General features: G+C 68.3%; 11 protein-coding genes, 2 tRNA genes and 4 pseudogenes. 9 read left to right on the top strand and 8 right to left on the bottom strand.

Annotated features, from left to right (window positions below; genetic code table 11):
- Nucleotides 1-184: 184 nt before the first annotated feature.
- A pseudogene (locus IH26_RS63730) lies at nucleotides 185-1,117 on the top strand (recombinase family protein); the annotation flags it as partial.
- Between the two features lie 15 nt (nucleotides 1,118-1,132).
- On the opposite strand, the gene IH26_RS63725 reads toward IH26_RS63730, so the two are convergent.
- Nucleotides 1,133-1,393 carry a hypothetical protein gene (locus tag IH26_RS63725; protein ID WP_030443616.1) on the bottom strand — a complete coding sequence of 87 codons (261 nt, stop codon included), beginning with the start codon at nucleotides 1,391-1,393 and terminating at the stop codon, nucleotides 1,133-1,135.
- A gap of 298 nt (nucleotides 1,394-1,691) precedes the next feature.
- Nucleotides 1,692-1,772: transfer RNA gene (locus tag IH26_RS0151315), tRNA-Lys, on the bottom strand.
- A 323-nt stretch (nucleotides 1,773-2,095) separates the two neighbouring features.
- Between IH26_RS0151315 and IH26_RS0151310 the strand changes: the two genes are divergently transcribed.
- Nucleotides 2,096-2,170, top strand: a tRNA-Lys gene (locus tag IH26_RS0151310).
- A gap of 904 nt (nucleotides 2,171-3,074) precedes the next feature.
- Here IH26_RS0151310 and IH26_RS0151305 read toward each other — a convergent pair.
- Both IH26_RS0151305 and IH26_RS62485 read right to left on the bottom strand, forming a co-directional pair.
- Nucleotides 3,075-3,764: a hypothetical protein gene (locus IH26_RS0151305; RefSeq protein WP_030443615.1), complete on the bottom strand. Its 690-nt coding sequence runs from the start codon at nucleotides 3,762-3,764 to the stop codon at nucleotides 3,075-3,077.
- A 27-nt stretch (nucleotides 3,765-3,791) separates the two neighbouring features.
- Nucleotides 3,792-4,292, bottom strand: a complete 501-nt coding sequence (locus tag IH26_RS62485; RefSeq protein WP_030443614.1) for a hypothetical protein — start codon at nucleotides 4,290-4,292, stop codon at nucleotides 3,792-3,794.
- A 35-nt stretch (nucleotides 4,293-4,327) separates the two neighbouring features.
- Between IH26_RS62485 and IH26_RS64870 the strand changes: the two are divergent.
- Nucleotides 4,328-4,639: pseudogene (locus tag IH26_RS64870) on the top strand (helix-turn-helix domain-containing protein); the annotation flags it as partial.
- Between the two features lie 163 nt (nucleotides 4,640-4,802).
- Complete coding sequence (locus IH26_RS63720; RefSeq protein WP_245666059.1) at nucleotides 4,803-4,952, top strand: hypothetical protein; 150 nt, start codon at nucleotides 4,803-4,805, stop codon at nucleotides 4,950-4,952.
- 219 nt (nucleotides 4,953-5,171) lie between these two features.
- On the opposite strand, the gene IH26_RS62475 is transcribed toward IH26_RS63720, so the two are convergent.
- The 3 genes from IH26_RS62475 to IH26_RS0151280 all read right to left on the bottom strand — a co-directional run bounded on the left by IH26_RS62475 (nucleotide 5,172) and on the right by IH26_RS0151280 (nucleotide 6,557).
- Nucleotides 5,172-5,390 carry a hypothetical protein gene (locus IH26_RS62475; RefSeq protein WP_211268927.1) on the bottom strand — a complete coding sequence of 73 codons (219 nt, stop codon included), beginning with the start codon at nucleotides 5,388-5,390 and terminating at the stop codon, nucleotides 5,172-5,174.
- 104 nt (nucleotides 5,391-5,494) lie between these two features.
- Nucleotides 5,495-5,962: an Hsp20/alpha crystallin family protein gene (locus IH26_RS0151285; RefSeq protein WP_030443613.1), complete on the bottom strand. Its 468-nt coding sequence runs from the start codon at nucleotides 5,960-5,962 to the stop codon at nucleotides 5,495-5,497.
- Between the two features lie 169 nt (nucleotides 5,963-6,131).
- Nucleotides 6,132-6,557, bottom strand: a complete 426-nt coding sequence (locus IH26_RS0151280) for an Hsp20/alpha crystallin family protein (protein WP_030443612.1) — start codon at nucleotides 6,555-6,557, stop codon at nucleotides 6,132-6,134.
- Between the two features lie 107 nt (nucleotides 6,558-6,664).
- Between IH26_RS0151280 and IH26_RS55110 the strand changes: the two genes are divergently transcribed.
- The 5 genes and pseudogenes from IH26_RS55110 (at nucleotide 6,665) to IH26_RS64865 (ending at nucleotide 10,808) form a co-directional block, all read left to right on the top strand.
- A complete protein-coding gene (locus IH26_RS55110) occupies nucleotides 6,665-7,054 on the top strand; it encodes a MerR family transcriptional regulator (RefSeq protein WP_084599861.1) in 390 nt (129 codons plus the stop codon).
- A 191-nt stretch (nucleotides 7,055-7,245) separates the two neighbouring features.
- A pseudogene (dnaK, locus tag IH26_RS55105) lies at nucleotides 7,246-8,641 on the top strand (molecular chaperone DnaK); the annotation flags it as partial.
- Between the two features lie 149 nt (nucleotides 8,642-8,790).
- Entirely contained in the window at nucleotides 8,791-9,111 is a 321-nt protein-coding gene (locus tag IH26_RS0151265; protein ID WP_030443610.1) for a chaperone modulator CbpM, read from the top strand.
- Nucleotides 9,112-9,118: 7 nt separating this feature from the next.
- A pseudogene (locus IH26_RS0151260) lies at nucleotides 9,119-10,399 on the top strand (Clp protease N-terminal domain-containing protein); the annotation flags it as partial.
- A gap of 4 nt (nucleotides 10,400-10,403) precedes the next feature.
- Complete coding sequence (locus tag IH26_RS64865; protein ID WP_169789950.1) at nucleotides 10,404-10,808, top strand: AAA family ATPase; 405 nt, start codon at nucleotides 10,404-10,406, stop codon at nucleotides 10,806-10,808.
- Between the two features lies 1 nt (nucleotide 10,809).
- On the opposite strand, the gene IH26_RS0151255 is transcribed toward IH26_RS64865, so the two are convergent.
- The gene (locus IH26_RS0151255) at nucleotides 10,810-11,955 is read right to left on the bottom strand and encodes a hypothetical protein (protein WP_030443608.1); all 1,146 of its coding nucleotides are present in this window, start codon (nucleotides 11,953-11,955) and stop codon (nucleotides 10,810-10,812) included.
- Between the last annotated feature and the right edge of the window lie 217 nt (nucleotides 11,956-12,172).

Here is a 12,172-nt window from a genome sequence, read left to right as displayed (position 1 = left end):
GCAAGAACACCAACGTACCCACACCAGCCGCTACCAGCACCAATACGACCTCGCGGCCTAACCAAGACCAAGAAAGTCACTCAGAGAGAAACGCACCCCCGCGCCGAAACGCCGGGGACGCCGCCCCCACACCCCCACCACGCCGCCGCCCGAAGCCGGCAGGCCGGTCCGGGTCGCGATCTACGTGCGGCGCTCAACCGACGACGAACACCAGCCGTTCTCCCTGGACGCGCAACGCGCCGCCCTCAACAAGTACATCCACGCTCAGCCCGGCTGGATCGTCGTCGCGGAATACGAAGACGACGCCTCCGGTGCCACCACCGCCCGGCCGGGCCTGCAGAGAGCCCTCGACGCGGCCAACGCCGGACTCTACGACGTCCTGATCGTCTACCGCGTCGACCGATTCAGCCGCAGCGTCGCCGACATGCTCGACCTCATCACCGCCCTCGAGAACGCCAACGTGCGCTTCACCTCCGCCACCGAACCCATCGACACCGGCGGACCCTTCGGCCGGATGATGCTCCAACTCCTAGCCGTCTTCGCCGAGTTCGAACGCAACATCATCATCGACCGGGTGAAAAGCGGCATGACCGCGAAAGCCGCCAAAGGGAAATGGGCCGGCGGCACCCGGCCCTACGGCTACCTCGTCGACCCCGACACCCACGTCCTGACCCCACACCCCGACGAGGCACCCACCCTCCGGGAGATCTTCCACCTCTACACCCGCCAACGCCTCGGCACCCGTGCCATCGCCACCGTCCTCAACGAGCGCGGCGTCGTCTCCCGGATCGGGAAGACCTGGTCCGGGCACACCATCAACCGGATCCTCGACAACCCCGCCTACATCGGCGCCATCGCCTACCGCGACATCTACGTCCCCGACGCCCACGAACCCCTGATCGACGAAGGCACCTTCCGCCGCGCCCGCGACATCGCCGCCGCCCGCGGCGACAACCAAACCCAGAGAGCGATGAGCGACTCCGACTACTACCTCACCGGCCTGATCACCTGCCCCGACTGCGGACAGCGCTACCTCGGCACCTCCGCCAACGGCCGAACCCGCCGCTACCGCTACTACACCTGCTACACCCAAACCCGGTACGGCAAAGCGAGCACCTGTCACGCCCCACGGCTACGCGCCGACGAAATCGACGAACTCGTCCTGCACGCCCTCAACGACTTCTACGCCAACACCGACCCGGTCCTCACCGACATGATCAACCGTGCCCAGGCCAACCACCACGCCGCGACCGGTGACGGCGCAACAGAACTCGCCGCCCTCACCACCCAAATCACCACCACCGAGGCCGCGATCAACCGGTACCACGGCGCGTTCGAGAACGGCACCATGGACGACGCCGTCGCCGGACCCCGGATCCGCGAACTGCGGCACCGGCTCACTCAGCTACAGACCCGACACGCCCAACTCACCGACGAACTCGACCGCCGGCCAGCCCCACCGCCACCGGGCACGATCGCGCGCATCCGCGAACACCTGACCGAGATCATGAACAGCGGGACCACCACCGAACGCAAGGCCGCGATCGAAACTCTCATCCACGAAGTCCGGCTCACCCCGCAAGGAGCCGTCCCCGTCTTCAAGATCCCCACCGAGACGACGATGCCCTCACCCGACCCGGATGAGGGCATCGTCGATGAACAGCCGACGGTTCGCACAATGGTGCGGTCGGTGGGCCGCCCGGGACTCGAACCCGGAACCCAAGGATTAAAAGCCCTCAGCCTTTCAATATTCCGAACATGAAACAGCTCCCCCACCTGCGCAAACGGAGCCGCGAACTGTCCATTATGGATCTGAGGCGCTCCTGGGGCGCTCGCATGTTGGCAACCTGTCGCCACCTCGAGCGAGAAAAACCGCGGATTCAGTTACACAGAGCGACGGAGGAACTCGGTCGAAACCCCCCGGAGCTCGGGTGTACAGGGGGTAGTTTTCTCGTGTATCGCCACCACACGCCCGCTCCATCTGCTAAGCACAAATGAGACCTGAGCTGCAGAAACGGTGCGCAGCCTATCCCGTGACGGCAAGAGCAACCAGCGGACGGGCGGCTCTGCTACGGTCCGGTATCCTGTCTGACGCGGGCCGCTAGCTCAATGGCAGAGCTGAGGACTTTTAATCCTTAGGTTCGGGGTTCGAGTCCCCGGCGGCCCACCAAGATCCTTTACATATAGTGCAAGGTCGATTGCTACAGGGTGCTATGGCAAGTGGCCGATACGGGCGGCTTAGTCCCCTTGACCCCAACTTCTGTGCACGATCCGTTACGGTCGACCGCGTCGGTCAGCGGTTCGCACAACACCTGCTCTCGGAACAGACGGAAACCCTGCTTGACCTCGATCGAGACACGGGGCAAGCCCACCGCCGGGATCCCCTCCCCGGGCATGCATGGGCGGACATGAACAGGTACGCCAAGGGAGGACCGTCGCCCGGGCAGAACCAGTCGAGGAAGAGCACTAGCCGCCCGAACGCACACGACATCGGCCACCGCGATTCCTCCGCCAGATCGAGCGAACACACCAGCCCACAGCAGCGCAGGGCACCTCGACCTCGTCGAACCTCACCACGCGGCACATCGGACCCACCATGGCGATCAGCCGAGTAACCCCCCACCGGCGCCGTCGCACCCCCTCATCCACCACTCGGGCCGCAGCCTGCGCCAGCCTCACGCTGGGTAGCAAACGCGCGGGCCGGACGGTGCACTTGCCTGCATGAGGGCGTTATACCCAGGGGTCGTTCCGTGGTTGTTTGATGTGGTTTGAGCAGTGTCGGATTGTCTCGCCGTCTGAGTTGGGGCGAGTTCGGACCTGGGTGGGCCGGTCGGTGTGGGTGTGGTGGCTCCTCGGGTAGAAAGGGTTGGTTCGCTCGCGTTTCCGTGCGGGCCGATCATCAGCAAGGCCGCAACACCGAGCCCAGATCCTCCGAGGAGCGACGATCGGGGCGCGCGAGGAAGTCACCCCGCGACGCTACGCCCCTCCACCGGTCGCCCGCCTACATCTTCCCTCGCCGTAGCTGCCAGCAGACGAAAATACCGCAGTACGAACGTCGGCCCGAAGTTCCGACGTCAGCTGTGGCAATCAAGTGCGATGAGGAACGCCTCGTCCGGCAGGTCGTCGAGATAGGTCCGCAGGAGTGACCGGTAGCCCGGCGTCGTCTCGGCGTCGAACCAGCGGCCGTCGGTGCTGATGAAGGCGTATGTCGTCACGGCCCACTCGGCCCTCGCGATCGAGGAAGCGCTCCTCGTCGTCACCGAACCACGCGACCACGTCCGAGGAGGGGTCGGGCCACACGGTGTGGAACAGGTCGCCTCGTCGGCGTGCCGGGCATCGAACTCGCGCACGAGCGGCTGGGCTTGAAAGGCGTCCCACGCGGCCGCCGGGTCGGAGTAGCGCGGGCGGAGCCGATCGAATGGCAGCGCCGGCGGGTGGCGGCGCACCGCGTCCTGCCACGCCGCCCACACCTCCCGGCCGGTCGCGACGGCGGCCGAACGCATGCCGGCCAGATCCAGCGTGCGTTTCGGACCGCCGTCGCACCGCAACGGGTCGCCCGGCCATTCGGTGCTGCTCGGCACGATCAGCGGGTCGTCCACGCACTCCGGCCGGACCCAGAAGCCACCGGACGAGTGCCAATAGTCACATTCCCCGCGCCCGGTCTCGTCGTCGATCCGGAAGGGTTCCATCGCCAAGTCGGCCGCCTCACGCCAGTTCTTTCCGGCCCACGGGGGCAGGCAGAGGAAGAGTCCGTAGTGCGACATCGTGCACCTTTCAGCGGGAGGCCAGAATCAGAATGGTATGAGGTCGGTCGGGTCGATCCACTCGTCCTCGCCTCGGGTCTCGCCGCCCTCGAACTCGCCGCCGCCACCGCACGCGCAGTTGTAGCCCTCGTCCGAGCCTCCCTTCGCGCCTTCTGCCGGGGCCTTCGGAGCGGGGGGCGGCGGCGCGATGTCGGGTCCGGCGCCCGTGTCGCTACCGGTGTCGCCCATGGGTCCGGCATTGGCCCCCAGCGGCTTGGTCAGGTCGAAATCGTCACCGACGCCGCTGCTGACGAAGCGTGCGCTTTCCCCGTTCGCCCCCAGGGCGACCAGCTCTTCCGCGAAGTCGTTCGCCGCCTGGCGTGGACTTTTCAGCTTGTTGAGCCAGTAGAGCTGTACGTCGACGAGGGCTCGATCCTGAGCAGCGCCGGCGTGGCGGCCGGGCTGGATTTGTGCCTGCACATCGTCCGGCGCGACTACGGGGCTGCTGCCGCCGCCGACATCGCGCAGTGGACCGTGATCGCCCCGCACCGTGAGGGCGGCCAGGCCAATTCATCCCGCTACCCGTGCGGCCCGCGTCGCCGGCCGGGACGACCGAGCCGGCCCGCACCTGGGCGCTGGAACACCTCGACCGCCCCATCACGGTCGACAACTTGGCCGACCGGGCCGCGATGTCCCGCCGCACGTTCGCCCGCAAATTCCTGTCCGAGACCGGGGTGACGCCGGCCCAGTGGCTGCTCGAGCAGCGGCTGCGGGCGGCCCAGTCGATGCTCGAGACCACCGACCGCTCGGTGGAGCAAGTGGCCCGGCAGAGCGGGTTCGGCAACGCGGCCGCGCTGCGGGCCCATTTCACCCGGCGGCTCATGACGACGCCGACCGCCTACCGGCGGACGTTTACCGAGACTCAGGACCCGAGTCGCGCGACCAGACGTGGACCGGCAGCGATGCCCATGGGGCATGAGCCCACCGAAGATAGGCATTGGCGGCGGCTCGTTACCCCAGGCCATGATGCTCATGTTTCGATCAATGCGAAGGAGAATCATGAGCAAGCGGATCATCGTTATCGCCGCCGGGGTCTTCGCCCTCGTCGCGGTCGCCGCCGGCCCGGCGCTGGCCGACGCTGCCGGGCTCTCGGTCGGTCACGAGTCGGTTGGGGCGCTGTGGAACGGTCTGCCCTACCGCCCCTGGTGAGCGTCGGCCCGTAGCCCCGTTCCGGCGGCCGCCGCCATCCCTTTCGGGGACGGTGGCGGCACTCACCCACGGCTGGTCCGGCAAGAACCCCACAACGCCTCGCCAAAATACGTCGATGACATCAACGCAGGCGAACGGCCCGCTGCAGTCTTACTCTCCGCGCGGCTACATCGACCATCTCCGACAGCGCGAGTTGGCCGGACGGCGGGGTGGTCAGTCTCAGCTGCGGGCGGGATTGCCGGGTACGGCCAGCAACTGAGCGACGTGCTCGGCGTGGTTGTCGTGGACGAGGACCTCGTAGCTGTCGGCACGCAGGCCGCCGATGGAGGCGAAGTCGCGGAGGGCGCCGGTGAGCGCGTGCGCGGCCATACCGAGTAGGGCGCCGATGACGGCCCCGCAGACGGCGAGCAGCAGCGCGGGAGACCAGCGGGGGGCCACGGCCCGCTGCGCGGGTGCGGTGGGGCGTGCAAGGGGCGGCATAGTCGGGGATCTGCTCTTCTAACAGGCGACTCAGCCGGTCGTCTTGGGTGTGTAGGTGGGGATCAGCCGGCGTTGACGGTGATCCGGTGCGGTTTGGCCGCCTCGGTCTTGGGCACCCGTACGGACAGCACGCCGTCGGCCAGGTCGGCGGTGATGTGCTCGGCGTCGATACCACCGGGCAGCAACGTCTGGTACTGGAACTGGCCGACGCGGCGGGTGCGGTGCCGCAGCCAGCCGACCTTTTCCTTCTCGACGATCTCGCCGGAGACGCGCAGCTGATCACCGGCGACCTCGACGCTCAGATTCTTACGGTCCACGCCGGGCAGGTCGATCTCGACCAGGTAGGCGTCGTCGGTCTCGGTGACATCGGCCAGCGGGGTCCAGCCGGTGCCGGTGCCCAGGAGCGGGCTGCCGTCCAGGACGGTCGACAGCAGGTCGGTCATCCGCCGTTGTAGCTGGGCGAACTCGCGCAGCGGCTCATACACCGGCGCGGGAGACGACGAGTTCGATCGAAGAACCGGAAGTGTCATCGCTTCCTCCACAGATTTGTCCAAAGAGCGCCCTGCGAGGTTGTCCGCCGGGCGCTGCGTCATGGCGGCCGGTCACGGCCCGGCACCCGGGTGAGGGTGCCGGGCCGCTTCGGAGGTGACCGGGAGAAAGGTCAGTGCGGGCGGCACGATGTCCGCCGCGGGCGGCAGGTCAAGCGTTGATCTGCTTGCGGCCGGAATTGCCGGACCCGATGCTGATCTTGCGGGGCTTGGCCTTCTCGGCCACCGGGATGCGCAGCTCGAGGACGCCGTTGTCGTACGTGGCTTCTAGCTTGTCGGTGTCGAGGGTGTCGGCCAGGAACAGCTGTCGGCTGAACACGCCCATCGGCCGTTCGCTGATCACGGTCTCGACGCCGTCCTTCTGTGTGCGCTGGCGCTGGGCCTTGACCTGCAGGACGTTGCGCTCGACGGTCAGCTCGATGGAGTCGGGGTCGACGCCGGGCAGATCGAAGTAGACGTTGAACCAGTCGCCGTCGCGTTCGGCGTCGACGTGCATCACCGCGGGCCGTCCGGCGGTGCCGGTGAGCTGCTCGAAGACGCGGTCGATGTCGCGGAACGGGTCGGTACGCATCAGCATGGTCATCTCCTCCTCGGGTGCTCCTTCACCGAAGGACTTGGGGTTCCGGGTTCTCCCGGTAGTTGAGCGGTGTTGACTCAACTTGTTTCTACCGATACAACGAAGTCATGGCAGCGTCAAGTCGGTTCTCCAACAAAACTGCGATTGCCGGCGGCGGCGCGGCGCGAGACCCCCAGCGGGAGACGCAGGGCCTGTATCCGATCTCGGTGGTCACCGAGCTGACCGGCCTCGGCGCGTATACGCTGCGCGGTTACGAGCGGGCCGGGCTGTTGCAGCCGGCGCGCACCGCCGGAGGTATGCGGTTGTACAGTCCCCGTGACGTCACGCTGGTACGCCGCGCGGCCACCCTGGCCGCCGAAGGAGCCAACCTGACCGCGATCCGCCGGATCCTGGCCTTGGAGGCACAAGTGTCGGCACTGCGCGCCAAGCTCAAGGACAGCTGCGCCCGCGGGGAGCAAGTGCCCCGCGGGCGCAGTCTCTGTGCGATGGGGCCTTAGGCGGTATCCGCCCGGCCCGCGCAACCGGATCAGGTGCGCTAACTCATGAATTAGCGCTCGTCGACTGGAAAGTGCCAGCCGTTTGCCATGTGACCTATACCACAGGCAAAGAGTTGACAGTACTGGGCTCAAGTTTTATTGGTGGAAGAGGAGAGCTTCGGCGATTCCCGCCAGTATGAGGGAGGGTCACCATGGGACGCGCCGTAGGTATCGACTTGGGCACCACCAACTCCGTCGTGGCCGTCTACGAGGGCGCCCACCCGCAGGTTATCGCGAACGCCGAGGGCGGCCGGGACGCCGTCGGTGGTGGCGTTCACCGACAGCGGCGAGCGGCTGGTCGGGCAGCTGGCCCGTCGGCAGGGGGTGCTGAACCCGAAGGGGACGATCTCGTCGGCGAAGCGGTTCATCGGCCGCCGCCACGAGGAGATCAAGACCGAGGCAAACCAGGTTTCGTACGACGTGACCACCGGCCCGGAAGGGGCTGTGCGGTTCGGCGTGCGCGGCAAGCAGTACGCGCCGGAGGAGATCGGCGCGCAGGTGCTGCGCAAGCTGGTCGACGACGCGTCCAAGCGCCTGGGGGAAAAGGTCACCGACGCGGTGATCACCGTGCCGGCGTACTTCAACGACGCGCAGCGGCAGGCCACCAAGGCCGCCGGCCGCATCGCCGGCCTCAACGTGCTACGCATCATCAAGGAGCCCACCGCCGCGGCCCTGGCCTACGGGCTGGACAAGAAGGGCCACGAGACCGTCCTGGTGTTCGACCTCGGCGGCGGCACCTTCGACGTCAGCATCCTCGACGTCGGTGATGGCGTGGTCGAAGTGCGCTCGACTGCCGGCGACACGCACCTGGGCGGCGACGACTTCGACCGGCGTCTGGTGGACCATCTTGCGCAAGAGTTTCAGCGGGACAACGGCATCGATCTGCGTACCGACCCGCAGGCGCTGCAGCGGCTGTACGAGGCGGCGGAGAAGGCCAAGACGGAGCTGTCCTCGTGACGCAGACGCAGCTGAACCTGCCGTTCATCACCGCCGACGCGTCCGGGCCCAAGCATCTGATCACCACGATCACCCGTGCGACGTTCGACCAGCTGACGGCCGACCTGGTGGAGCGCTGCATGCGGCCGGTGCGGCAGGCCCTCGCCTACGCGAAGATCAGCGAGAATGACCTCGACGAGGTGATCCTGGTCGGCGGCTCCACCCGCATTCCGGCCGTGCAGGCGCTGGTCAAGCGGCTGACCGGCGGCAAGGAGCCGAACATGTCGGTCAATCCCGACGAGGTCGTCGCGCTGGGTGCCGCCGTGCAGGCCGCCGCTGCAGGGCGAGGTCAAGGACGTCCTGCTGCTGGATGTCACGCCGCTGTCGCTCGGGGTGGAGACCCTCGGCGGCCTGATGACCAAGCTGATCGAGCGCAACACCACCATCCCCACCCGCCGGTCCGAGACGTTCACCACCGCCGAGGACAACCAGCCCGCCGTTGACGTCGTGGTGCTGCAGGGTGAACGGGAGAAGGCCGCGGACAACCGAGTCCTCGGGCGGCTACGGCTCGAGAACATCCCGCCCGCGCCGCGCGGAGTGCCGCAGATCGACCAAGGGCCGGCCGGTGACCTGTACGCCGACGTGAAGATCGTCGTCCCGGCCCAGCCCGCACCGGCCGAACGGGAGCTTTGGCACCGCCTCGCGCAGACCTCCGGCTTCGACCCGCGCGGCACCGGCGCTCGGGCAGCAGGAGGCCGGCCATGACCCGCTACGTGCTGGCCCGGCGGGCGCCGGTGCCGGCGTTGACGCTGCCGCAATTCGCGGCCGCGGCCGGCCTGGATCCCCACATGGTGGCCCGGCTGGTCAGGCTCGGGCTGCTCGACACTGTCCGCGGCCCAGCCGGGATGCTGCTACCAGCGGCGCAGTTGGCCCGCGCGGCGCGCATCGTGCGGCTGCGCGCGGGCCTGGGCCTGAACTACGCCGCGGTGGGGGTGGTGCTCGACCTGCTGGACCGCATCCGGGAGTTGGAGGCGGCGCTGCGCACGGACGCCGTGGCCGCCCGAGCCGGACATCGGAGGTGATCAGCTGATGGACGCCAACCGTTTGACCCAGAAATCGCAGGAAGCGCTGCACGAGGCGCAGACCAAAGCCGTGCGGTTCGGGCACGTCGAGGTCGACGGCGAGCACCTGCTGCTCGCCCTGCTCGACCAACCCGACGGCCTCACCGCTCGCCTGCTGACCGAGGCCGGCACCGACCCGGACGCCGTACGCGGCAGCGTGGACGCCGAGCTGGGGCGCCGGCCGCGGGTGTCCGGGCCGGGCGCGCAGCCCGGGCAGGTATTCGTCACCCAGCGCCTGTCGCGGCTGCTGGACACCGCAGAACGCGAAACGAAACGGCTCAAGGACGAGTACGTCTCCGTCGAGCACCTGCTGCTCGCGCTGGCCGAGGAAGGCCCGCAGACGGCGACCGGGCGGATACTGCACGAGCATGGCCTGACCCGCGACCGGCTCCTGTCGGCGTTGATCGGCATCCGCGGCAACCAGCGGGTCACCTCCGCCAACCCGGAGGTCGCCTACGAAGCCCTGGACAAGTACGGCCGGGACCTGGTCGCCGACGCGCGCGCCGGCAAACTGGACCCGGTGATCGGGCGGGACACCGAGATCCGCCGGGTGGTGCAGATCCTGTCCCGCAAGACGAAGAACAACCCGGTGCTCATCGGCGACCCCGGCGTCGGCAAGACCGCCATCGTCGAAGGATTGGCGCAGCGCATCGCCCACGGCGACGTCCCCGAAGGACTGCGCGACAAGACCGTCTTCGCCTTGGACATGGGCTCGCTGGTTGCCGGGGCGAAGTACCGCGGCGAGTTCGAGGAACGCCTCAAAGCCGTCCTGAGCGAGGTGAAGGTGGCGGAAGGGCGGATCCTGCTGTTCGTCGACGAGCTGTACACCGTCGTCGGCGCCGGCGGCGGCTCGGAAGGCGCGATGGACGCCGGCAACATGCTCAAACCGATGCTGGCCCGCGGCGAGCTGCACATGATCGGCGCCACCACGCTGGACGAGTACCGCAAGCACATCGAGAAGGACGCCGCCCTCGAGCGCCGCTTCCAGCCCGTCGTGGTCGACGAGCCCAGCGTGGAGGACGCCGTCAGCATTCTGCGGGGCCTGCGGGAACGGCTGGAAGTGTTCCACGGCGTCCGGATCCAGGACGCGGCCCTCGTGGCAGCGGTGACGCTGTCGCACCGCTACATCTCCGACCGGTTCCTGCCGGACAAGGCCATCGACCTGGTCGACGAAGCCTGCGCGATGCTGCGTACCGAGATCGACTCCCAGCCCGCCGAACTCGACCAGGCCGACCGCCGGCTGCGCCGGCCTGTTGCAGCTGCTCGACGACGGCCGGCTCACCGACGCCCAAGGCCGCACCGTCGACTTCCGCAACACCGTGGTCGTGATGACCTCCAACATCGGCTCGCAGTACGAGCCGCCGGCCTGGATGGCCTTCGCCAACGCCGAACTGCAGCGGCGCGGCTACCGCACCCTATGGTGTGACCCGGACTGCCTGCACCACCCATGGCCACACCGCACCGAACCATCCGCCACACCGGCCGACACCCGGCCGGCGGCCCGGCGCCGCCACTCCGGGGCGTCGCTGCGCCGGCTCACCAGCGGCGCACCGCACCACCGCGGCACGGTGCGGGCCGCCGGGGAGGCAGCCCGCACCGTCATCGAGCGCCGGGCGGTTAGGCCCGACTGTCGGAATGCTGGTGGGTGGGGTTGGTGACCTACAGGTGGGCCGTCGTCACCCGGGAGGATTCGTACGTCGTCGAGGCCTGGGGGAGGCCCGGCACGGTGGACACGTCCTTGACCAGCATGCCGGTCTTGGCGTCGATGGTCAGCACCTCGCCGCCCTGGCCGCCGAACACCTCGGGGCCGGCGGTGATCGTCAGCGTGGCCTTGCCATTGGTCGTCGAGTTCTTGACGCCGACCGCGGAGATGGTGGACAGCAGACGCAGCACACCCGAGCGGACCTGCGTGTTGCCGTCGCCGGCGGACAGCGCTTCGATGCTGTACGTCCACAGGGCGTTGTCGAAGTGCTGCTGAACGGCCTGAGGGCTGTACGGCTTCGGCTTGGCGGTGCCGCCCTTCTCCTTGATGATCACCTGGGCGGCCGCCTGCTCCCTGTCCCACTCCGCCTTCTGTGCCGCGGGGTTGAGGCCGACCAGTCGGTCATTGGCCGCCTTGAGCATCTGGGTCCGGCCGTCGGCTGGGCTGCTGTCCGCCGCGGCGACGGCGGCTTTGAGGAGCGGAGCGTAGCCGCCGGCCTTCATCTGGTCCTGGTGGCGGGTGATCGCACGCTTGATGTCCTGCACGCTGTTGCCCGTGTAGATCGCGTGACCGTCGGTGTACAGCGTGTAGACGACCTGCATGGTCTTGGTGCCGTTGACCTGAGTCGCCTTCACCAGCCAGGCGTCGCCCGTCGCCGGGGTGATCGTCTTGATGGACCCGGCGAGAGTCATCAGCGGCGCACGGTCGGCGGCCCCGTCGACGGTGGCCGGCGCGACGGTGGCGGCCGAAGAATCCTTGCCGGCCACCGTGCTCCCGGGCGCCGAGGAGTTGAGGACCACGGCGACGACCGCCGCCGCGGCGGCAACCCCCACCCCGGCGCCGATGCCGAACCGGCCCGCGATACCGATCCCGCGGCGGCGCTGAATCGCCGGGCTGACTTCGTGCTTTCGCGCGGTCGTTGTCGTTTCCATGGTCGAAGTCGTCTCCACAGTCGTGTCCTCCGCTGATATCGCGCCCAGCAACCGCACGGTTCCGGGGTCGGCCATCGCCGCCCGCAGCACCGCCCGCGCCCGCTGATACGCCTCCGGGCGCAGTGGTTCTGCGCTGCCCAACTCACCGACCAGATCGAGCTCGTCGGTCATCGGTGTCTCTCCTTCGCGCTGTTGCGTTCCTTCAGAAGCGCGGACACCCCCGGTGCGTCACGCAATGCCGCCCTGGCCTGGCTCAGCAACCGCCGGGCGGTTCCGGCCGGCATGCCTAGGGGTGCGTTTCTCTCTGAGTGACTTTCTTGGTCTTGGTTAGGCCGCGAGGTCGTATTGGTGCTGGTAGCGGCTGGTGTGGGTACGTTGGTGTTCTTGC

The sequence above is a fragment of the Actinoplanes subtropicus genome, assembly GCF_000721705.1.
Taxonomy (GTDB): domain Bacteria; phylum Actinomycetota; class Actinomycetes; order Mycobacteriales; family Micromonosporaceae; genus Actinoplanes; species Actinoplanes subtropicus.
The sequence above is the reverse complement of the archived record's forward strand: the minus strand, read 5'-3'. Positions and strand labels throughout refer to the sequence as shown.